This is a genomic window from Paenirhizobium cremeum, assembly GCF_047553425.1.
In the GTDB taxonomy this organism is placed as follows: domain Bacteria; phylum Pseudomonadota; class Alphaproteobacteria; order Rhizobiales; family Rhizobiaceae; genus Allorhizobium; species Allorhizobium cremeum.
In genome coordinates this window covers 783,606-804,242 of the sequence record NZ_CP180217.1, presented here as the reverse complement: position 1 = coordinate 804,242, position 20,637 = coordinate 783,606, and the positions used below count along the sequence as shown (strand labels likewise).

The window sequence follows — 20,637 nt, the reverse complement described above, 5'->3', positions numbered from 1 at the left end:
TTTCGCGAGGATTCCGCCCTCCGCACCGCCCAAGGGCATCGCTGAGGCGCCGGGATGTTGCGCAGCCGGCGGCCCAGTGCCGCGACCCGGCCAATCCCTCGTGAAGAGAAAAGCGCAACGTCAGCAAAAGGAGGTGGCCATGACTTCAACAGACCCCGCAGTCGGTGACGTCGTCATCCTCAAGGACGGTTTTTCCGGCACGGGCCGGAACAGGACGTCGTGCCGGATCGTTGCCATATTGCCGAGCGACAGCGGCGAAAAGCAGTATCGCATCCGCTTCGAAACCGAAAACTTCGATCGACGTATCGTGCTCTCGGACATCGATCTGCTGGCAACGGTCTCGACGCCGCCGGAAAAGCCGGAAGCAACCGCGAAGGGCGAGCCTTGGCTCAAGCCTTCGTCCATCCGCATCCACCACTGACAGCCGCCGGCCCCGCCGGCAAGCGTCAGTACCAGTCAACAGAGGCGGTGCTCTACCGCCAGGAAAGGAGTTCACTTGCAGGTTCTCGTTCGGGACAACAATGTCGATCAGGCACTTCGGGTTCTCAAGAAGAAGATGCAGCGCGAAGGACTGTTTCGTGAAATGAAGGCGCGCAGCGCCTATGAAAAGCCCTCGGAAAAACGCACCCGCGAAAAAGCCGAGGCCATTCGCCGCCAACGCAAGCTGGCGCGCAAGAAATTGCAGCGCGAAGGGCTCCTGCCCGCGCCGAAGAAAGTGGCCCGTCCGGGCCGCTGACCATTCTTCCCCGGCTTTGCGCCCGACGGGCGCATGGCCCCCATCATCGGAGGACCCCCGTGACCGCGACCAAGGAAAAATTCTTCAAGCCGGAAAAGATCAACGCCCGCGACAAGGCGCAGACGACAGACAGCGCAGCCCGCGGCATCATCGAGGCGGAAGTCATCGCCCGGGACAAGAAGACCGAAAAGCTGAAGGCGCTCCGGCTGGAGCGTGACGCCGCCGAAGGGCGGACCGGCGAACCTGCGCCAAAGGCCCGCCGCCCCGCGAAAAAGACCGCCACACGCTGAACCTTTGCCTTTCTCCGCAAGCGGAGACAGTCTGGCCTTCCTACCGCCTCCCTCCCTGCCGACACTTCCTTTCCGAGGGCGGCCGCAGCCGCATATGCGAAACCGACCGAAGCAAACAGCCGGTCCGGCGGACAAGAGTTTTCGCGCATCGCCTTCCTGCGGGGCCGATGTATTTGCTATACGGTGGCGCACCGCCCGGCTCTCCCGCATTCTCGCCAGCCATGTCCCGGAGGCACATCGTCATGTCACCCGTCGTCCGCCGGATCGTCTATGTCTGCTCCTTCGAAGGCCTTGCCCTGCTGTCCAGCATGCTGGTCTTCGCGATGCTCGGAAACGATACGACCTCTTCGGGCATTGCGGCGCTCGCCGCATCCATCGCGGCGGTGGCGTGGAATTTCGTCTTTACCACGCTCTTCGAATGGTGGGAGAGCGGCAATCCGGTGAAGGGAAGAAGCGCGCTGCGCCGTGCGGTGCATGCGGTCCTGTTCGAGGGCGGCCTTGCCCTCGTGCTCACGCCGGTTCTTTCGCTGACGCTCGGCATGCCGTTCGCCGAGGCCTTCGTGACCAATGTCGGGCTGCTGATCTATTTTCTCGCCTTCACCTATGTCTTCAATCTCGCCTTCGACAGGCTGTTCGGCCTGCCGGCCTCGGCCAGACCGCAAAGCTGAGGCCTTGCCGCGCCGGCGGGCGCTCGCCGGCGAGATGACGGTGATCGCCGTCACCCACCCCACGGGCTTGATCGCGCCCGGGGACCATGCAGCAAGGCTCGTCGCTCCTGCTTCCACTCTGGCCCAGGGCGAGCGGGTTCCGGCCTGAGGCGCAGGGGTGGCGCCGGACAAGCCCGCACCCCTGCCCGATATCGGCTCACCGCTTGTTCGAGACGAGGCAGAAATAGGCGCCCTGCGGGTCCTGGCATTGCAGGATGAAGCTGCCGCCCGGCACTTCCTGCGGGCCGAAGACGATCGTCCCACCTCCGGCTTTCACCCGTTCCAGGGCGGCATCGATGCCGTCGACATTGATGTAGTAGCCCCAGAAGGGAGCCGGTACTTCCGCCGGCTTTGTCATCATGCCGCCGATCGCCTTGCCCTCATGGGCAAAGCACTGGTAGATGCCCATGTCCCCCATATCGACCGCCATGTCCTTGGTCCAGCCGAACATCTTCGCATAGAAGGCAAAGGCCTCCTCGCCGTTGCCGGCCATGAGTTCGTGCCAGCCGAAAGTGCCCTGCGCATTCGGCGCCGTAGAAGGCGGCATCGGGCCATCAGGCATGTTGGGCCTGAAGAGATTGATGACCGCCCCTTGCGGGTCGGCGACCACGGCAAACCGGCCAATGCCCGGAATATCCTCCGGCTGGCGATGCACCGTGCCGCCATTGTCGGCAAATTCCTTCGCCTTGGCGTCGACGTCATCGACCATGACATAGCCGCTCCAGTTCGGCGGGATGTTGCGGGAAGCAAGCTCCGGCGTCAGCTCCATCATGCCGGCGACGCCCATCTCGAAGCCGGGCACGTTGAACAGCGTATAAGCCATGCCCGGCATGCCGCTGTCGGCCGCCGTCCAGCCGACCACCTTCGTATAGAAATCGGCTGCCGCCGCTGTATCCGGCGTCATCAGTTCGTACCAGATAAATCCGCCTTGCATGGGAAGGTCCTCTCTCTTCAGATTGCCTGTTCAGGAATATCCGGGCCCCACGGCCCGCCAAGGTATTCGGCCGAGAGGATCGCACCTCCCCGCCGCCCGTCGGCATCGGGACCGTCCTTCAGCCCCGGCGCAACATTTCGCTCGTCATGAAAGTCTTGAATGAACCGTCGGGCTGGCGCACGCTGCCGGAAAACTGCCGGCGGTCATCATCGTGGAATTTTGTGACGTCGCGATAAACCGCCGTCTTCGAGGGGGCCTCGAAATCGGGCCCTTCGGCCTCCAGCGTCAGCGTCCTGCCATCCGGCTCGACCCAGCCCTTGTAGACCCAGAAGGTGTCCATCATCGAACCGATCCAGGTGCCGACATAATGGCCGGCGCGCGGATCGTAGCCGAGCGTCATGACCGTCGTGGCAGGCGTTCCGCCCGGCGTGACGCCCCTGCCCTCGGCAACGAACCAGAGACCGCCGACCGATCGCACGGTCTCGGTCCATACCTTGGCGGGATCGGCGGGATCGTAGTCCTCGTGACTGGAGGAGGACGTGATGATCCAGTCGCCGACCAGCTTTTCAAGGAAGCGATGCTCTTCCCGAGGTTTTGAAAATTCCATGCTCTTTCCTCCCGGTCGGCCGCATCAATGGCAACAGGTCGCCGCCTTCGGCCGTTCCTCGTATTCGTCGTGGCGGCGGACGAAATCCATGGTGGTTCCCTCATTGCGGCCTTTCGGCGCGCGATCGAGGATCATCAGCGTCCCGATCAGTTCCTCCGGGCCCCGGGCATAGCTCGAATAGGTATGAAAGACGCGGCCCGCCTCGTCCCGGTAGAAGCTCGACAGGCCGGGCAGTTCGTCATGGGCCTGCTCCGCAGGCGTCTGCGTGAAATTGTAGAGGACATGGCCGGAGGCGAGTTCCTCCCGCGTGAAGGAGACGTGGAAATCCCTGTTGAAATCGTTGTTGAAGGCCGAGACCCAGGGGAAATGCCAGCCCATGCGGCGCTTGTAGGCCTCGATCTTGTCGAGCGGCGCGCGGGAGACGCAGACCAGCGTGACATCGTGATGGTTGAGATGCGGCAGCGCGCCGTCCAGATGGTCCGCGAGGAAGGAGCATCCGGGACAGCCGGCCTCCCAGTCGGGCCCCAGCATGAAGTGATAGACGATCAACTGGCTGCGGCCATCGAACAGGCCTGCAAGGGTCTTCGGGCCGGAGGGCGTGTCGAAGACATAGTCCTTGTCGACCTCGACCCAGGGCAAGGCAAGGCGCTCGGCGTTCAGCCGGTCGCGGAGACGGGTCGCCTCCTTCTCCTTCAACAGGAGCGCTCGCCGCGCCTCCAACCATTCTTCACGGGATACGACAGGATGCTGCATTTTCTCCTCCTCCTCGGTGCGCGGTCTGCGCCAAATCGCGTGCATGGCACGCCAACGCTTTACTCCCCCGGAACGTTCCGACTTGACAAAAAGGTTGATATCAATATATTTATCACATGTCAAATGAGCGTCTGATTCCCTTTTCGACAACGATCCATGTGCGAGACACGTGCCTGTGCCTGCATGCGCAGCGGGCGGCGCGCGCGCTGGCGCGGCGCTTCGACACCGCGCTCAAGGCGCTCGGGCTGACCAACGGGCAATTCTCGCTGATGATGGCGCTCAACCGGCCCGAGCCGCCGCCCATGGGACCGGTGGCGCATCTGCTCGCCATGGACCGCACCACACTGACCGCCGCGCTGAAACCGCTCGCTCGCCGGGGCTGGGTATCCGTGGAGCCGGACCCGAAGGACAAGCGCGGCAGGCGCCTGCGTCTGACGGAAGACGGCATAGCGGTGCTTTCGGCGGCCCTGCCGATCTGGCGGGACACCCATGCCGCCGTGGAGGCCGAGCTTTCCTCCGGCGATGCGGACAGCCTCAGGCGCGATCTGATGGAGATTTCGAGATAGGCGGACGGAGGCGGCACTTTGCTTCACACCAAAACGCGTTTTCTACCGTCCCATTAGAAGTCGGAAACATCTCGTTCATTTTTGAATGGCTGATCGAACGGCAAAGCATTTGTAAATTTCCAGAATTGAAACCATTTCAGCGCATGGTCGTTTTATAAACGATGGCCATATTGACGGCCCGGTCAAATGAACCTAGTTATGAAATGCTCACTTAATTGTCCGATAGGGACGATGGATCGCATGATCAAAGTGAGCGATTAAGGCGGCTCTTCTTAGGAAGGGCCGTCTGTGTTTTGGGGGCACTTAATGGTCGCGTGGGCACTTTATCTTGATGAAACCGGGACGACGGATGCTCACACGGTTCCATTAAAACCTGGTATAACGCCCATGTTTACGTTGGCAGGGGTCGCGCTTCCCATAGATCGATGGCGCGACTATGATCGCGGATATCTTCGTTTGAAGCGCGAGTTTTTTGCCAAAGAAATCGATGCCTCGACAAAGATAGACGTTGTTTGGGAGGTAAAAGGTAGCGATCTATTCGCACCTCGAAATGCAGCATCCGAACGAAATAAGGTTTTCGCTTATAAAGTTCTCGACCTCATAAAAGAATATAAAGGAAGAGCCTTCGGAGTAAATTTTTTGAAGAGCGTAAATAATCCTATGCCGCGCTCCTCGATTTACACAAAGGGATTGCAGATATTAGCTGAAAGATTTGATGTGTTCCTGCGAGAATCTGATGAGCAGGGCATCATTATCATGGACTCACGCATGGCTCACATGCGCAAAGGGAACGGTGTCGATTACACTGTCGCGACTAGCTACCTGAGCTTTATATTTGGAAATAATGAAGGAAAGCTCCTGAAGCGAATCGTTGAAGCTCCAATGTTTGCAGACTCGGGAATTACTGCTGGACTGCAAATCGCCGACATCGTGTCTGGTATGATCTATGCCGACGTTTACCGACATAAACTCTCCTCAGACGTGGCAGTCTTGGAAAAAGGCCTTTTGGATTACTCTCATTGCCAAAAGTACCACACGCCTCTTTCCGAAGTAGTTTTTCAGAGTGAAAATCACTATGGATCGCAAAAAATGTACGGACTTAGAACCATCGACCATCGTGATGTTGATATCGCTCCAAAACTGGAAGCTCTAAAAGCGAAATTTTCTAAGTAACGTTTTCGACGAATGGTTTACGCCATTCGTCCGCTCTTTCCATATCCCGCCTTGCCGCTTAAAACAGCTGTCGAGTCGCGCATCCGCATGAGGTGTTGCTGTATAGCGATCTACTTTGAGCAAAAGATCGCTATCGGTGGCGCTCGCGACCAACCTATTCGTAGCCGCCCTCACCCGAACCGCGCCTTCAGCCGCTCGTCGCTCGAGAGATCCGCGATGGAAAAACCGACGAGACGGCGGGGGAAGTCGCAGAGCGCCTGGATGCCGGCGGATGACAGGCGGATGCGCCAGGTCTGGCGCTCGACGGGTTCGCGCGCGGCAAAACCCTTCGCCGTCAGCAGCGCGATATTCATGCCGCCGGAGGGATCGCGGACGGACCGGTAGAGGATCGCCTCGACGCCCCCTTCCCGCGCGGCATCGGCCAGCGCCTGGCAGGCGGTATAGTCGCGGCGATCGGTCCATGCCGCCTCGTCGCGGACGAGTGGGGGCAAGGTGAGGTCGATCGCGGTTTCCGTGGCGATCGCGGCGGAAAAGGCGGTGTAGTCGCCGGCATTGGCCGGCAGCGGCGTTTCCGGCGATTCGGCATAGAACAGCAAGCGATAGAAGGCCATTTCGGCCAGTGCGGTTTCGACGCGGCCGGCCGCGTAATAGACGCCAAGCGTTCGCCCGGCGCGGCGGAAGCGGGAGCCATGGGGATAGACGCCGCCATAACGGAAGGGTGTCGCCAGCAGATAATCGAGCCCGGCGCATTCCGGCGGAAGCACGGGCTTGGTCTCCTCCAGCAGGCTTTCGAGCAGGGTCTGCTCCTCGACGGTATCGACCAGCTTCATGGTCGACACCTGATGCTGCGCCTCGACCAGACGCCAGAAGGCGCCGGAGATGGCGGCAGCCTCAGACGAGAGCGCGGCGGGCGTCCAGATAGGCAAGGACATCGACCAGGCCGGAAACAGTTGCGATCTTTTCGAGCGGCACGCCGCCGAGCGCGACATTGCCGGCGCGCAGCCACGCGCGGGAAACACCTTCGTCGCCACCGGCAATCGCATCCAGCGAGCGGAAAAGGCGGATGAGGAAAAGTGCAAGCTCGAACGGCTTCGTGCCGCGCTCGAGCTGGAAGTCGAGGCGCTTCATGCGCGACACGCTCGCCTCCGACACGCCGATCACACCGGCAAGCTGGCGGGCGGAGAGACCCAGCCGGTCGGCTGCGGCAATCACCGCCTTGGTGACGGTCGCAGCTTCGGAGGCCGGAGCCTGGGGGCTTTCAAGCGCGTGAAGCATGTCATCATTCCTTTCCATGGATAAGATATAGCACTTTTCTTTCCATGGACAAGCTTTTCGACCGTTGGACGGTTGTCCTGCGCCGGTATCGGCATCCGGCCCCGATGGGGCATAACTAAAGAGGATGCACCGGTTTTCGACAGGCCCCCTCGGCAACAGCAGAAAGGCCGGCGCAAGGCCGGCCTTTGGCGGTGGATCAACATGCGGGGCAGACCGGCGCCGCGGGGGACGGCGCCGGAAAGAGATCAGGCGACAGTGACCGGAACTTCGGTCGAGGTGCGCATGGCGTGGCTGTAGGGGCAGACGATGTGGGCGGCAGCGACCAGCTTTTCGGCCACTTCACGCTCGAGGCCGGGGATCTCCGCGGTGATGGCGACTTCGATGCCGAAGCCGGTGCCATCTTCACGCGGGCCGATGCCGACGCGGGTGGTGATCTTCGCGTCTTCCGGAATCTTCACCTTTTCCTTGCCGGCGACGAACTTCAGCGCGCCGAGGAAGCAGGCGGAATAGCCGGCAGCGAAAAGCTGTTCCGGATTGGTGCCGGTGGCGCCATCGCCGCCGAGTTCCTTCGGGACGGTGAGCGTTACGTCGAGGACGCCGTTGTCGGTAACGGCGCGGCCGGCGCGGCCGCCGGTGGCGGAAGCTTGTGCGGTGTAGAGGATAGCCATTGTCATTCTCCTTGCAGGTTTGTCTGGTTGATAGGGTCGTGGGGGTTGGCGATGGATTTTGTATATCGCAAAAATTAATTGTGTGCAACTGTCTTTTTTCACATTGCTTCCGAACCGGGAATTGGCGACAATTCCCCTGCGCGCAGACAAGGGGCTTCGATCCACCGATGGACGACAAGGAACTGGAAAAGGAACTGAAGCTGGATCGACAGATCTGCTTTGCCCTCTATGGCGCGGCGCATGCGTTTACGCGGGCCTACAAGCCGCTCCTGGAGCCGCTCGGCCTCACCTATCCGCAATATCTCGCGATGATGGCGCTTTGGGAGGAAGACGGATTGAAGGTGAAGACGCTCGGTGAACGGCTCGGGCTCGATTCCGGCACGCTTTCGCCGCTGCTCAAGCGGCTCGAACAGGCGGGGTATGTCACACGGCAGCGGGATACGGCCGACGAGCGCCAAGTCTATGTCACGCTGACGGAGAACGGCCGGACGATGAAGGGCAAGGCCGTCGGCGTGATGCGCGCCATCGGCCAGGCGACGGGCCGCTCGCTTTCGGAACTGGAAAGCCTGCGCGACAATCTGAAAAAGCTGAAGGACGAGCTGGACGCCGTGGCCTGAGGCCGCCGGCCTCGGGGGCGGACGTGGCACCTGGCTCGGGTTACGCGAGGGACTTTTACGGGGCCGGGAGGAGACCGTCCGTTGCTGGAAGCGATGAGGCCGAAAGCGGGCGTTCAAAGCATCGCGATGGCATCTTGGAGGAGCTTCTCGTCGATCCGGCCCGTCACGGCTCCAATGAACACAGCGAATGCATGACCTCTCTATCGGTCAATCGTCCCCAAGCGCGCGTTCATTCGAGGCATCGTACTTGCGAATGTCACCCCGCATGCGTCCCTGCCAGCGATTGACGAAGGCCAGGGTATCTTCTGCCTCAAGATGCGCGGTGAGCGCGGCCTGGTCTCTCCACCGTTCCGCGACGAGCAATCGGCCGGTTTCAGGATCATCCAGAGCCGCATCGTAAGAGATGTTGCCCACACGCTGGCGCGTCGCCGCCGCAAGGGATTTCAGTTCCGCGGCGAATTCCGCCAGATCGGCGGGGTCGACGTTCACATATCCGGTTACAATCAGCATGGTTTCCGTCCCTGGATTCGAGTTTCCCCGACCGGGTTCCGGTCGGGGCACACAGGTTCATTCGTTGACGAGAACGATCTTGCCCTGGATACTTCCCTTGGAGGCCCGCTCATGCGCTGCGGCGGTTTGCGAAAGCGGAAACTCGCTGTCGATCACGACCCTGATCGTCCCGTCGCCGAGCAGGCGCCCGGCTTCTGCCAGTTGCGCGCCATTGGAGCGCACCTGGGTCGTGGAAACGGTGATCCCGCGTTTTGCCGCTTCCTCACGGCCTGAAAAGCCGAGGGGATTGACCAGATAGAGGGCGCCATTGTCTTTGATTACGGTCAGGAAGCGCTCCATGTTGGAGCCGCCGACAGCGTCGATGACCAGATCGACATCGTGCGCAACTGTCTCGGCCTTCTGCTTGGTGTAGTCGATGAAGGCATCGGCGCCGAGATCGCGCAGCACGGCTTCGTGCTTGCCAGAGGCAACGGCGATGACGCGGGCACCCTTCCACTTCGCCACTTGAACCGCCAGGTGACCGACGCCGCCGGCGCCGTTGACCAGCACGGTCTTTCCTTCGAGCGCGATTGGCGCATGGGCGAGGTCCTGGAGCGGATTGGGTGCGTCATGCCCGAGTTCGACGAGGAACTGCCAGGCCGTGAGCAGCGACATCGGAGCGCCGGCGGCCTCAATGTGGTCGATGCCCGCAGGCTTCTTCGCGAGATCGGAGACCGGGACCTTGACATAGTCGGCATAGGCATTGCTGCCGGTCATCAGATCGTGCGGGAAACGCACCATCGAAAAGACCTCGTCGCCAACGCCGAATTCCGTAACGTTCTCTCCGACGGCTGCGACGACACCGGAGATATCCGTGCCGAGGATCAACGGAAAGACCGGGCTGGGTCGCCACTCGGGCGGAAGCGCCCGGTAGCCGTCCCGCAGATAAAGATCCGGCGGATTGAGGCTTGCCGCATGCACGCGGACAAGCACCTCGCCCGCTCCGGCCACAGGCCGCGGGGCCTCCTCGTAACGCAGCACCTCAGGTCCGCCGAATTCGTGCAGGCGTACGGCTTTCATCGTCTCGTTCATCGGAACCTCTTTCCGTTTCGGATTTGCTTCGACCGGATATATGGCTGGACTTTGAGATTGATAATGGCTCTCCGTTTCGCTTTAATAGTGCCATGACGGAACAAATCGGATTGGAGAGGCTGACCGGCCTTATCGCCTTTGCCCGCGCGGGATCGCTGGGCAGCTATACGGCTGCGGCGCGCTCGCTTTCCGTTTCGCCTTCGGCGATCAGCAAGAGCGTCCAGCGTCTGGAACGTCAGCTTGGCGTTCCGCTCTTTACCCGCACGACGCGCTCGCTGACCCTCACCAATGAGGGCCGCGACCTGCACGAGCGCGCGCTGAAGCTGCTGCGCGATGCGGAGGAGATCGAACAGGCTGCCAAGGCTGCCCGGTCCGAGCCCGCCGGCACCTTGCGCATTGCGGCCTCGCTTCCGATCGGCCTGCATGTCATCGCCCCCTTGCTGCCGGGCTTTCGCGCACATCATCGCAAGGTCTCGGTCGACCTCAGGCTGAGCGATTACAAGGTGGATCTGATCGAGGAGGGCATAGATATTGCCGTGCGCATCGGCGACCTTCCCGACTCGCGCCTCCTGTCACGGAAACTCTCGCCCTACCGGCTCTGCTGCTATGCCTCGCCGGACTATCTGGCCGCGGCAGGCCCGCCCGTCCATCCGGACGACCTCCAGGCTCACGAGACGGTGAACCTGCGCTACCAGAGCAGCGGCCAATTGTTCCGTTGGCCATTTCGGGTCGGGGACCGCGAGATCGAGATCGTGCCGCCATCTCAGATCATCGTCGATGCGAGCGAAGCCGTGATCGCGACAGTCGCGGCGGGAGCCGGCATCGGAATGGCCACCAGCTTCATGGCGACACCCTTTGTCAAGCGTGGAGAACTGGTCCCCGTTCTTGCCGGTTTCGCGGTCGAACGGCACAACATCACGGCCGTCTGGCCGGAAAGCCGCCGCACCAACCCGGCCGTGCGCGCCTTCCTGGACGTGCTGACGGACGCATTGTGAGGGCAAGGCCTCTGCAAAGACATGCGCGATTAAAAAACGGCAGGTCTCAGGCTGCAGCGGTATGTCTGCCGGTTATGGGGCTTTCCGCTCTCCAAAATCAGGCCGCGGATGCCGCCAGGAAATACCGGCGCCGTGTCGGCAGCTTTGGGGCCGTTTGACGACTGACTGCTTTCGGGGGATACAATGCGTAAATAGCACACTTGTCGGAACGGCTTCTCTTGAACACGTGCTTGTGCCGGTTCGCGATGAAAAGTTGCCGCTTGTTCAATACGCCTTCTACTTCTGCGAGAAACCATTATGGACACTAAGGCGCTCTTTCAAGCTATCAGCAGCAAGATGCACGCAGATTTCAAAGCGTCGGCCCAGGTTGCGCATCACGGTTCCAAGGGAACCATCCGGGAAAATATCCTCAGGAAGTTTCTAGATGAAGGTCGGCTACCGTCTAAATACGGCCTTGGCTCCGGAGAGATTGTCGGCCGTATCAAGGACACGTCGCGTCAGTCTGACCTCATCATCTACGACAAGATTGACGGCGTCACGCTCCTTTATGACGAGCATACCCAAGTCTATCCCATCGACTGCGTCTACGGGATCATCGAGGTAAAGTCCGCTCTGTCGAAGACCGAATTCATCGACGCCTTGGACAAGATCGCCGCCTTCAAGTCGATGGCACCTGGTGGGCACGTCTGGCTGTCAAGAGGCGGCGTGACCATATCGTTTCCCCGACCAAGGCCGTTCGGAATGATCTTCGCCTACAATCTCGCGGGGAATTCGCTGGATTCTTTGACGGCAAATCTACGGGAGTGGGAGCAGCGTCATCCGCCCGAGCTCTGGCCGAACTACGTCTGCGTGCTTGGAATTGGGACCATTAGTCATCAAGGCAAGGATGTCTTCCAAAAGTGCCTCGATAGCGAAAGTATCACGACAGAGTCATGGCCATTTCCTCTGGGATATCGGGAGGACTCGCTCTGGAATTTTTACTCTGCACTGCATGACTTATGCGCGCGCATGAAACTCGGCCCCGTCGAACTCCTGACGTATTACGAGCCGCTGCAGCGTATCGGCCGGTTTGTGATCGATGGGCGCTTCGAATTCCGACGTCAAAGCGACAATGCCGCCGTGCGACCGAACGAAGCGACGATCGCCAGGATCGTGGGCTGGTGCGGCAGCCAGGGACCGATGCGCCGTGAGGACTATTTTCTCAAGCGGTTCGGGTCTGTTCCTGATGGCCTGAACACCCGGCAGCTGCTCGATCGACACATCTATCTGTACAACCCCGACGACCTGCCCGGTTTACATGAACTTGGGGATACGCCATTTCATGTCGATGAAGACGGGGCCAGATCAAGTCAGCCCTCGCTACTTTCGGTCGTTGAAGTAGTCATAGATGGCCATCACTACGCAGTCTGCATGGATTCGCTGGGACCGGAGGATTTCGAGGACGTCCCCCAATAAGATTCACCTAGACGGACGGCGGCTTCGGGGCTCGGTCAGACAGTCACCGAACGACCGAAATGAAGGCGCACAGCCGACCTAAGACAGCCGGGCAGCAAGCCGACAATCGGTCTTTGAAGGAGCCTGCCCACACATCGGCAACCCCTTCCCGCCCGTCGGCCATCCTCTCATGAGGCGGATCGGACATACCGCTTGGCGGGCGTTTTCCAGCGTATCGCCCCTCCCCCGGCGGGGAGAGGAAAGGTTTGTGCACATCCGGACCCTTCGCCCTCCCCGGCGAGAGGGCGGGCTTCTTACTGCCAGACGAGGATGCGGGCCTTGTTGGGCACGCGGTCGTAGAGGTCGATGATGTCCTGGTTCATCAGGCGCACGCAGCCTGACGATACGGCCTTGCCGATGGAGTTCCATTCCGGCGAACCGTGCAGGCGGTAGAGCGTGTCTTCGCCATTCTGGAAGATGTAAAGCGCGCGCGCGCCGAGCGGGTTCTTGAGGCCCGGCGGCATGCCGCCATTGGTGGCGGAATACTTGGCGAGTTCCGGCTGGCGGGCGATCATCTCGTCCGGCGGGGTCCATTTCGGCCATTTCTGACGCCACTGGATGACGCCGGTGCCCTGCCATGCGAACCCTTCCCGGCCGATGCCGACGCCATAGCGCATGGCGGTGCCGCCCGATTCGACCAGATAGAGGAAGCGCGAGGGGGTATCGACGACGATGGTGCCCGGCGGCTGGCCGGTCGGATCGACCACGCGCTGGCGATAATAGCGGGGATCGATCTTCTGGTAGGGCACGGCCGGGATGACATAGCCGTTATCGTAGATTTCGCCATACATGGCGTCGAGTTCGGCCGATCCCGGCTCCGAGCGGGCATATTCCACCGGGCCGCCCATGCCGCCGCGATAGGAAACGGCAAAACCGCCCGGAGTGACGACGGGGCGCGAAGAGGCACAGCCGGCCAGAAGGCTGGCGGCCCCCAGCCCGGACAAAGACAGAAAGGATCTGCGGGAGAGGCTACGCGAAGACGACATGGGCAAGGGAACTTCCTATTCAGAGACGACGCGAAACGACGGCAGAGCAAGCTGCTCGAACCCGATTTGTTCCGACATATCATGCAATGCAACAGGAATGTATTAACCTTGCAACGGAAGAGCGGCTCAACTTTGCGAGAGGCGCGCGAATTTTTCCCGAAGCGATGCGCAAGTGCACCGCATGTCCCCGCATCCCCGGCTATCCCTCCTCCGCCGTCCCTCCCCGCCGGGCCGTCGAGGATATCGCGGGCGGCCGCTCATCCGGATGTCTTCATACGGATGTCATGGAGTTGCGCGACTTCTTTATCGAATTTCGATATCGTTATCCGCAAAACCGAGCTTCCCAGGGTGGGCCATGGAACACCAGGACCTTCTTTCCGGCTTCGTCCGTCTCCATGTGCTGCATCATGCGGCAGAGGGCGACCTGCATGGGCTGTGGATGATCGAGGAGCTGGCGCATCACGGCTACAGGGTGAGTGCCGGGACGCTCTATCCCATGCTGCATTCCATGGAGAAGAAGGGCTACCTGACCTCGCGGACAGAGCGGGTCGGACGGACGCATCGCAGGATCTACAACGCCACGCCCTACGGGATCGCCGCGCTTGACATGGCGCGGAAAAGGGCCAGGGAGCTTTTTCGTGAAGTCATCAGCGGAAACCACGAATGAACCGGCCGCCGAACGGCCGCAGGGCACGCCGGGAGAAGTGTTCAGCGCCTTCCTGAAGCTCGGTCTCACCTCCTTCGGCGGCCCCATCGCCCATCTCGGTTATTTCCGCGATGAGCTCGTGGTGCGGCGCAGGTGGATCGACGAGGCCGGCTACGGCGATCTCGTGGCGCTCTGCCAGTTCCTGCCGGGGCCGGCGTCGAGCCAGGTCGGGTTCGCGCTCGGCCTGCTGCGCGGCGGGCCGCTCGGGGCGCTCGCCGCCTGGGCCGCCTTCACGCTGCCTTCCGCGCTGCTGCTCGTCGCCTTCGCCATGGCGTCTACAGCTTTCGGCGGGGTCGTCGGAAGCGGGTTGCTGCACGGGCTGAAGATCGTCGCCGTCGCCGTGGTGGCGCAGGCGGTCTGGGGCATGGCGAAGAGCCTGACGCCCGATCGCGAGCGCGCGGCAATCGCGCTTCTCGCCGTGCTGATCGTGGTGTTCTCCGCGACCGCCGCCGGACAGATCGCGGCCATCGTGGCAGGCGCGCTCGCCGGGCTGCTTTTCTGCCGGAACGGGCCCGCCGCGACATCCGGCCATCTGTCGTTCCGCGTCTCGCGCCGCTTCGGCGCAGCCTGCCTGGCGGCCTTCCTCCTGCTGCTCGTCCTGCTGCCGGTGGCGGCGGCCACGGCCGGATCGCAGGGCCTCTCGCTCTTCGATGCCTTCTACCGCGCCGGTTCGCTGGTCTTCGGCGGGGGTCATGTGGTGCTGCCGCTCCTGCAGACGGAAGCGGTCGGCCGCGGCTGGGTCAGCGCCGGCGATTTTCTCGCGGGCTATGGCGCGGCGCAGGCGGTTCCCGGCCCGCTCTTCACCTTCGCGGCCTATCTGGGTGCCGTTTCCGGACCGGCACCGAACGGCTTCGTCGGAGCGACGATCGCTCTCGTCGCGATCTTCCTGCCGGGTTTCCTGCTGCTTCTCGGCGCGCTGCCCTTCTGGGATCACTTCCGCCGGAGACCGCTGGCGCAGGCGGCGATGCGCGGCGCAAACGCCGCCGTGGTCGGCATTCTGGGCGCGGCCCTCTACAGCCCTGTCTCAACGAGCGCGATCCTCGGACCGCGCGACTTCGCGCTGGCGCTTGCCGGTTTCGTCCTTCTGGTCGCGTGGAAAATGCCGCCCTGGATCGTCGTGGCGCTGCTGGCGGCGGGGGGCGTGGGGCTGGCCATGCTCTGAAAGGCTGACCCGAAGAGCAGGCTCAGCCGCCCCGCCCTTGTGCGGGCGGCTCGTCTGCGGTCAGATGACGACGATCTGGGCCTTGGCTCCGACGCGGTCGTAGAGGTCGATCACATCCTGGTTGAACATGCGCACGCAGCCGGAGGAGGTCGCCTTGCCGACGGACTGCCAGTCGGGCGTGCCGTGGACGCGGTAAAGCGTGTCCTTGCCGTTCTGGTAGATGTAGAGCGCGCGGGCGCCGAGCGGATTGTTGAGACCGCCCACGGCGCCGCCGCGTTCGGCGGAAACGGTGCGCAGATCGGGCTGGCGCTCGACCATGTCGCCCGGCGGCGTCCAGCGCGGCCATTTCTGCTTCATCTCGATCACGCCGCGGCCCGACCATGCAAAACCGTCGCGACCGAGGCCGACGCCATAGCGGATCGCCTTGCCGCCGGGCTGCACGAGATAGAGGAAACGCGCCCTGGTATCGACAACGATGGTGCCGGGCGCCTCCGTCGTCTGGTAGCTCACCTCCTGGCGGAGATAGCGGCTATCGACACGGTCGAGCGGGATCGCCGGCAGCGTATGGCCCTCGTCGCTGATGACGCCGTAAAGCGCCTTGTGCAGCGGATTGCTGACCGGCAGACCGTAGGTCTGGTGGAACTGCGTCTGGTAAAGCTCGCGCTTCTGCGGCACCGGCTGGGTGGCCGCCGGCTGCACCCTTGCGGGATCGTAATAGACGGGCGCCACCTCGTCCTGGAAGACCTCGACATTCATCCGGCTCGTATCGGTGACGAACAGGCAGCCCGACAGGCTGGCGAGCGCAAGGCCTCCGGCAGAAAGGCCGAGCATGCGCGTAACGAGGGCGGAACGCGAAAAGGACCGCATGGAAGAAGGCCGAGACACCATGATTCACCGCTTCAAGCCGACAGAATTGCCGTCACTCTTGCAAACGCGGCTGGCGCGAAGCTTTCCTCCGGTCGCCTTTCAGTGCCTTGCGGCCTTTCCGGCAACCGGCAGGCGCACGTTCTTCAGCAGGAGGGCGGCGACGAGGCCGAGGCCCACAATGCCCGATGCGGTAAGGAACAGCGGGAAGAAGGCATCGGCATAGACCTCGGCGATGGCGGCGCGGCTCGCCTCCGGCAGCGAGGCCATCACGCGCGGGGTCAATTCGCGGAAATCCACGCCGCCCGGCAATTCGACGGCCGCACCGGCAAGGCGCGAGCCGATGATCGCCCCGTAGATCGAAATGGCGATGGCCGCGCCCGACATGCGGGTCAGCGTCACGGTTCCGGTCGCAGCCCCGACATCGCCGCGGGCTGCCGCATTCTGCACGCCGATCACCGGCACCTGCTGGCCGATGCCGACGCCGATGCCCTGAAGCAGCATGACGGCGGCGATGAAGAAAAGCGGCGTGCCGGCATGCAACTGGCTGAAGATGGCCATGCTGACGACACCGGTCGCAGTGGATGCGACGGCGAAGGGCTTGTAGAGGCCGGTGCGCGAGATTACGCGACCGGCGGCGAGCGAACCCGTGGCAATGCCGCCGGTGAGCGCGATGAAGAACAGACCGGCAACCGTTGGCGACAGGCCGGTGGTCGTCTGCAGGAAGAGCGCGACATAGTTCACCGAGCCGATGCCGATCGCGCCCGACACGAGCGAAATGACGAGCAGCAGATTGACCGTCGGATTGGCGAAGAGCGAAAGCGGCACGACGGGCTCGTCGACGCGGCGCTCGACGAAGACCCAGCCAAGCGCGCAGGCAAGGCCGAAGCCGACGACGGCGAGGCTTTGCGGCGCGACCAGCGAGCCGAAGATCTGGGCGCTGTCCGCCCACAGCACGACGCTTGCCACCGCACCGGCCAGCAGCAGCGCGCCGGCGTAATCGATCTTCGGCCGGCGGTGCGGCTTGCGATACGGCAGGAGGAACGCCAGCCCGCACAGCACGAGGATGCCGATCGGCAGGTTGACGAGGAAGATCGAACGCCAGCCGAAGAGATCGCTCAGCGTGCCGCCGAGGACCGGACCGACCGCGCCGGAGGCCATCAGCACAAGGCTGGCATAGCTCTGGTAGCGGGCGCGTTCGCGCGCCTCGAAGAGGTCGGCATTGATCGAGAAAATCGACACCATGATGCCGCCGCCGCCGAGCGCCTGCAAGACGCGGGCGGCGATCAGCGTATCCATGGAAATCGCCATGCCGCAGACCAGCGAGCCGAGGGTGAAGATCGCCACCGCGGCCATGATGACGTATTTACGGCCGAAGAGGTCGCCGAGCTTGCCATAGAGCGGCATGACGGCGCTCGTCGTCAGCAGGTAGGCCGAGCCGACCCAGGCGAATCGTTCCAGTTCGCCGAACTCGCCGACAATGGTCGGCAGCGCGGTGGAGACGATCTGGTTGTCGAGCGTCGCCATGAACATCGCCGTCAGAAGCAGCAGGAACGCCAGGAGACGCAGCCGCGGGTCCGGCACCAGCGGAACGAAGGACTCGGCACCGGCCACATCCACGGCAGGCTTCTGCGGCGATTTCACATCCATGACGGGGGCTCCGGATTTGAGGATCGTCATTTTATGTGACTTTCGCAAATATTTGTCAATTGCATACACATGACATCGGCATCAAATTGCTTTATGCCCAGCCGCATATCTGCTAGGGATGTGAAGAAAGCGGAGGCAGGGATAATAAGAAGGGCCGAAGCGTCGGGAGCGAAGCTGAAAAGGATGACCGCCGGGCGCATGAAAAACCAGTTCGCCCGACAGAAACGCCTCAAGGAGAGGGAATGAACGAAAAGAACGCCGCGCCGCACGCCAGCCTGGACGAGACGATCACCCGTATCGGCCGCTCGATGGGCCGTATGCGGTTGATGATCGGCCGCCGTTTCATCGGCAAGCTGGCAATCAGCCGGCTCAGCGGGAACATGGAGCTTTCCCATCTCGACGTGATTGCCATGGTGCGGCGTCTTGCGGACGGGCAGGAAGCGACCATCGGCGCCATCGCCGAGCAATTGCGGGTCGATCCTTCCCGATCGAGCCGGATTGTCGCCGATCTCGTGCGGCAGGGGCTTCTTCGGCGCGAGGTGTCGCAGGAGGATGCCCGGCGCACCATCGTCGTGATTACGCCGCTCGGACAGGAACTGCTAAAAAAGGTGGAGGACGTGAAGCACGAGACGATCCAGGGGATCGTCGCGGATTGGCCCCAAGAGGATATCGAGCGCTTCGCCGAGCTCTACGACCGCTTCCTCAACGGCTTCGACCGTCGGCTGCAGCAGTTCGAGGCGGAAAACGCGGATCGGGCCGCGGACGCGGATATGGATTATGGAACGGCACGGGCTGCCTCCCGGGAATAATTCATCCTGTGGACAATCGGCGGAGAGACTGATCCGGCCGACCCTCCCCCAAGAAGGCCGGCCGGAGCCGGGCGCGTTGGCAGCTACGATCCGCTGTCGCCAGTCCGCCTAAAGAGACGCCAGCAAGCTGGACGCGCCCGTTTATTCCTCGTGTATTCCCGCCCTCAGGCCGCAGCCGGAGGCTTCATCGCGGTGTAGATCTTCTTTGCGAGCACCGCCGCAATCGGCAATGCGACCACGCAGCCCGCGAGGAAAGCGCCGGCGATCTGCCACCGCTCCATCATCCTCATGGCCAAAACCGCGGTCACAGCGCCTCCGCCCAACACCGTGGCGCAGAGGATATACAATACTGCAGCAAGACGAAACATCCGGGCCTCCATCGTTCATCGCTAAAATTGAAACTATGCTTTCCCGGCAACACAGCATTGATCTGGCGCAAACGGTTTCCCCGCAGCGCGAAATGGCGTTTTTGTCGCACCCTCGGCCTGCCGGTCGCCGCCCTCCCCGCCGACAGCCGTCTTAACCGTGATCGACGGCGGCGCTTGCCGCATGCTGCCGTTTCCGCCAAGGTCCGGGCGGCAAACAGGAGGCGGCATGCTGCAGCGACGCACGGTATTGACGGGGCTTTCGGCCGCCTTGACGGCGCTCGGACCGGCGTCTTTTCGGCGGGCGGCAGCGCAGACCCTGGCGCAGGCCGATCTCCGCGGCGCAATCGACGCCGGCGAGGCGGGCATACTGCCCGGCGCCACAGACAACCAGAGCCGCAAGCTGCAGGCGCTGATCGATGCCGCGGCGGCCAGCGGCCAGCCGATCTTCCTGCCGGCCGGCACCTACCGGGTGTCCAACATCGAACTCCGGGAGGGAACGCGGCTTGCGGGTGTGCCGGGCCTCACCCTGCTTTCCTATGGCGGCGAAGGGCATCTCCTTTCCGCCCGCGACGTGAAGCATGTTTCGTTAACGGGGATCTCGCTCGACGGCGCGAACCGCTGGCTCGGCGACTATACCGAAGCGCTCGTCGCCTTTCGCGGGGTCGGCGATGTCAGGATCAGCGATTGCGCCGTCTCCGGCAGCCGCAAGCACGGCCTGCAATTCGAACGCTGCGGCGGGCGGCTGGAGGCAAGCCGCATCACCGGCGCCGGCAATGCCGGCATCATGGCAATCGAAACCAGGGCGATGACGATTGCCGGCAACGAGGTTTCCGACTGCGGCAATGGCGGCATCCTGGTGCATCGCTGGACGAAGGGCGAGGACGGCGCCATGGTCACCGGCAATCGCGTGGTCCGGATCGGCGCGCGCGACGGCGGCACCGGGCAGAACGGCAACGGCATCAACCTGTTTCGCGCCGACAACGTGATGGTCAGCGGCAATCACGTCTCCGACTGCGCCTTTTCCGCGATCCGGGCGAATTCCGCCTCCAACGCCACGATCAGCGGCAACCAGTGCTTCCGTTCGGGCGAGACCGCCATCTATGCGGAATTCTCCTTCGAGGGCGCGCTGATCGCCGACAACCTGGTCGACGGGGCGGCGAGCGGCATTCTGGTGGTCAATCTCGATCAGGGCGGACGGCTCGCGACGGTCACCGGCAACATCGTCCGCAATCTCTCCGAGACAGGCCCCTATGTGCATGATGGAGCGGGCTTCGGCTTCGGCATCGCCGTCGAGGCGGATACGGTCGTCTCCGGCAACGCCATCGAAAACGCACCGAAATGGGGGCTGATGCTCGGCTGGGGGCCTTATCTGCGCAACATTGTCGCCTCGGGCAACGTGATCCGCAAGGCCGGCCAGGCCGGTATCGCCGTGTCGGTGGTCGAGGGGTCCGGCGACGTCGTCATTTCCGGCAACGTCATCTCCGAGGCGCCCGAAGGCGCGATCCTCGGCTATCGCTGGAACGACAAGGCGACGGGCGAACTGATCGACGGGGCGGAAAGCTTCCCGCACCTCACCATCGAGGGCAACCGGCGTTCATGAGGTAACGCCGCGCCCACGACGAAACGAAAACGTTGCAGTTCAAACGGCACACCGGATTGAAGAATACATGCGGCTGGAGCGCCCTATTCGAAAGAG

25 protein-coding genes are annotated in these 20,637 nt (G+C 62.7%); 13 read left to right on the top strand and 12 right to left on the bottom strand.

Annotated features, from left to right (window positions below):
* Positions 1-139: 139 nt before the first annotated feature.
* The 4 genes from ACLBKR_RS03890 (at position 140) to ACLBKR_RS03875 (ending at position 1,694) form a co-directional block, all read left to right on the top strand.
* The gene (locus tag ACLBKR_RS03890; RefSeq protein WP_414900711.1) at positions 140-421 is read left to right on the top strand and encodes a cold-shock protein; all 282 of its coding nucleotides are present in this window, start codon (positions 140-142) and stop codon (positions 419-421) included.
* A gap of 75 nt (positions 422-496) precedes the next feature.
* Positions 497-736: a 30S ribosomal protein S21 gene (gene rpsU, locus ACLBKR_RS03885; RefSeq protein WP_112830778.1), complete on the top strand. Its 240-nt coding sequence runs from the start codon at positions 497-499 to the stop codon at positions 734-736.
* A gap of 59 nt (positions 737-795) precedes the next feature.
* Positions 796-1,026 carry a hypothetical protein gene (locus ACLBKR_RS03880; RefSeq protein ID WP_112830777.1) on the top strand — a complete coding sequence of 77 codons (231 nt, stop codon included), beginning with the start codon at positions 796-798 and terminating at the stop codon, positions 1,024-1,026.
* Between the two features lie 242 nt (positions 1,027-1,268).
* Positions 1,269-1,694 carry a PACE efflux transporter gene (locus tag ACLBKR_RS03875; RefSeq protein WP_244711946.1) on the top strand — a complete coding sequence of 142 codons (426 nt, stop codon included), beginning with the start codon at positions 1,269-1,271 and terminating at the stop codon, positions 1,692-1,694.
* Positions 1,695-1,890: 196 nt separating this feature from the next.
* On the opposite strand, the gene ACLBKR_RS03870 is transcribed toward ACLBKR_RS03875, so the two are convergent.
* The 3 genes from ACLBKR_RS03870 to ACLBKR_RS03860 all read right to left on the bottom strand — a co-directional run bounded on the left by ACLBKR_RS03870 (position 1,891) and on the right by ACLBKR_RS03860 (position 4,027).
* The gene (locus tag ACLBKR_RS03870) at positions 1,891-2,667 is read right to left on the bottom strand and encodes a VOC family protein (RefSeq protein ID WP_113338921.1); all 777 of its coding nucleotides are present in this window, start codon (positions 2,665-2,667) and stop codon (positions 1,891-1,893) included.
* A gap of 118 nt (positions 2,668-2,785) precedes the next feature.
* Positions 2,786-3,274, bottom strand: coding sequence for a DUF1579 domain-containing protein (locus tag ACLBKR_RS03865; protein WP_113338922.1), 489 nt, complete (start codon positions 3,272-3,274; stop codon positions 2,786-2,788).
* A 24-nt stretch (positions 3,275-3,298) separates the two neighbouring features.
* Positions 3,299-4,027 carry a DUF899 domain-containing protein gene (locus ACLBKR_RS03860; protein ID WP_113338923.1) on the bottom strand — a complete coding sequence of 243 codons (729 nt, stop codon included), beginning with the start codon at positions 4,025-4,027 and terminating at the stop codon, positions 3,299-3,301.
* Positions 4,028-4,143: 116 nt separating this feature from the next.
* Between ACLBKR_RS03860 and ACLBKR_RS03855 the strand changes: the two genes are divergently transcribed.
* A complete protein-coding gene (locus ACLBKR_RS03855) occupies positions 4,144-4,593 on the top strand; it encodes a MarR family transcriptional regulator (protein ID WP_113338924.1) in 450 nt (149 codons plus the stop codon).
* Positions 4,594-4,899: 306 nt separating this feature from the next.
* Complete coding sequence (locus tag ACLBKR_RS03850) at positions 4,900-5,766, top strand: DUF3800 domain-containing protein (RefSeq protein ID WP_113338925.1); 867 nt, start codon at positions 4,900-4,902, stop codon at positions 5,764-5,766.
* Between the two features lie 170 nt (positions 5,767-5,936).
* Here ACLBKR_RS03850 and ACLBKR_RS03845 read toward each other — a convergent pair whose 3' ends face one another.
* The 3 genes from ACLBKR_RS03845 to ACLBKR_RS03835 form a co-directional block, all read right to left on the bottom strand.
* Positions 5,937-6,698, bottom strand: coding sequence for an RES family NAD+ phosphorylase (locus ACLBKR_RS03845; RefSeq protein WP_113487734.1), 762 nt, complete (start codon positions 6,696-6,698; stop codon positions 5,937-5,939).
* Entirely contained in the window at positions 6,658-7,041 is a 384-nt protein-coding gene (locus ACLBKR_RS03840) for an MbcA/ParS/Xre antitoxin family protein (protein WP_113338981.1), read from the bottom strand. Before ACLBKR_RS03840 ends, ACLBKR_RS03845 begins: the two co-directional genes overlap by 41 nt.
* Positions 7,042-7,286: 245 nt before the next feature.
* Positions 7,287-7,709, bottom strand: coding sequence for an organic hydroperoxide resistance protein (locus tag ACLBKR_RS03835; RefSeq protein WP_112830770.1), 423 nt, complete (start codon positions 7,707-7,709; stop codon positions 7,287-7,289).
* A 167-nt stretch (positions 7,710-7,876) separates the two neighbouring features.
* On the opposite strand from ACLBKR_RS03835, the gene ACLBKR_RS03830 reads away from it, so the two are divergent.
* Positions 7,877-8,326, top strand: coding sequence for a MarR family transcriptional regulator (locus ACLBKR_RS03830; protein WP_113447137.1), 450 nt, complete (start codon positions 7,877-7,879; stop codon positions 8,324-8,326).
* Positions 8,327-8,533: 207 nt separating this feature from the next.
* Here ACLBKR_RS03830 and ACLBKR_RS03825 read toward each other — a convergent pair whose 3' ends face one another.
* Positions 8,534-8,836: a putative quinol monooxygenase gene (locus ACLBKR_RS03825; RefSeq protein ID WP_113338927.1), complete on the bottom strand. Its 303-nt coding sequence runs from the start codon at positions 8,834-8,836 to the stop codon at positions 8,534-8,536.
* Positions 8,837-8,893: 57 nt separating this feature from the next.
* The gene (locus tag ACLBKR_RS03820) at positions 8,894-9,907 is read right to left on the bottom strand and encodes an NADP-dependent oxidoreductase (RefSeq protein WP_113439733.1); all 1,014 of its coding nucleotides are present in this window, start codon (positions 9,905-9,907) and stop codon (positions 8,894-8,896) included.
* A gap of 92 nt (positions 9,908-9,999) precedes the next feature.
* Between ACLBKR_RS03820 and ACLBKR_RS03815 the strand changes: the two genes are divergently transcribed.
* A complete protein-coding gene (locus tag ACLBKR_RS03815; RefSeq protein ID WP_113487736.1) occupies positions 10,000-10,902 on the top strand; it encodes a LysR family transcriptional regulator in 903 nt (300 codons plus the stop codon).
* A 297-nt stretch (positions 10,903-11,199) separates the two neighbouring features.
* A complete protein-coding gene (locus tag ACLBKR_RS03810) occupies positions 11,200-12,357 on the top strand; it encodes a DUF6602 domain-containing protein (protein WP_113487738.1) in 1,158 nt (385 codons plus the stop codon).
* A gap of 293 nt (positions 12,358-12,650) precedes the next feature.
* Here ACLBKR_RS03810 and ACLBKR_RS03805 read toward each other — a convergent pair whose 3' ends face one another.
* Complete coding sequence (locus tag ACLBKR_RS03805; RefSeq protein ID WP_112831470.1) at positions 12,651-13,382, bottom strand: L,D-transpeptidase; 732 nt, start codon at positions 13,380-13,382, stop codon at positions 12,651-12,653.
* A 355-nt stretch (positions 13,383-13,737) separates the two neighbouring features.
* On the opposite strand from ACLBKR_RS03805, the gene ACLBKR_RS03800 reads away from it, so the two are divergent.
* Together ACLBKR_RS03800 and chrA are read left to right on the top strand one after the other, a co-directional pair.
* Entirely contained in the window at positions 13,738-14,049 is a 312-nt protein-coding gene (locus tag ACLBKR_RS03800) for a PadR family transcriptional regulator (RefSeq protein WP_414900702.1), read from the top strand.
* Positions 14,021-15,250, top strand: a complete 1,230-nt coding sequence (gene chrA, locus ACLBKR_RS03795; RefSeq protein WP_414900700.1) for a chromate efflux transporter — start codon at positions 14,021-14,023, stop codon at positions 15,248-15,250. The genes ACLBKR_RS03800 and chrA overlap by 29 nt, the downstream gene beginning before the upstream one ends.
* 60 nt (positions 15,251-15,310) lie before the next feature.
* Here chrA and ACLBKR_RS03790 read toward each other — a convergent pair whose 3' ends face one another.
* Both ACLBKR_RS03790 and ACLBKR_RS03785 read right to left on the bottom strand, forming a co-directional pair.
* The gene (locus tag ACLBKR_RS03790; protein WP_113338982.1) at positions 15,311-16,081 is read right to left on the bottom strand and encodes a L,D-transpeptidase; all 771 of its coding nucleotides are present in this window, start codon (positions 16,079-16,081) and stop codon (positions 15,311-15,313) included.
* 135 nt (positions 16,082-16,216) lie between these two features.
* Positions 16,217-17,764, bottom strand: coding sequence for an MDR family MFS transporter (locus ACLBKR_RS03785; protein ID WP_414900698.1), 1,548 nt, complete (start codon positions 17,762-17,764; stop codon positions 16,217-16,219).
* Positions 17,765-18,006: 242 nt separating this feature from the next.
* On the opposite strand from ACLBKR_RS03785, the gene ACLBKR_RS03780 reads away from it, so the two are divergent.
* The gene (locus ACLBKR_RS03780) at positions 18,007-18,573 is read left to right on the top strand and encodes a MarR family winged helix-turn-helix transcriptional regulator (RefSeq protein ID WP_414900696.1); all 567 of its coding nucleotides are present in this window, start codon (positions 18,007-18,009) and stop codon (positions 18,571-18,573) included.
* A gap of 164 nt (positions 18,574-18,737) precedes the next feature.
* Here the strand turns inward: ACLBKR_RS03780 and ACLBKR_RS03775 are convergent, their stop codons facing one another.
* Positions 18,738-18,881, bottom strand: coding sequence for a hypothetical protein (locus ACLBKR_RS03775; protein WP_414900694.1), 144 nt, complete (start codon positions 18,879-18,881; stop codon positions 18,738-18,740).
* A 286-nt stretch (positions 18,882-19,167) separates the two neighbouring features.
* Between ACLBKR_RS03775 and ACLBKR_RS03770 the strand changes: the two genes are divergently transcribed.
* Positions 19,168-20,541 carry a TIGR03808 family TAT-translocated repetitive protein gene (locus ACLBKR_RS03770; RefSeq protein WP_414900692.1) on the top strand — a complete coding sequence of 458 codons (1,374 nt, stop codon included), beginning with the start codon at positions 19,168-19,170 and terminating at the stop codon, positions 20,539-20,541.
* The last annotated feature ends 96 nt before the right edge of the window (positions 20,542-20,637 follow it).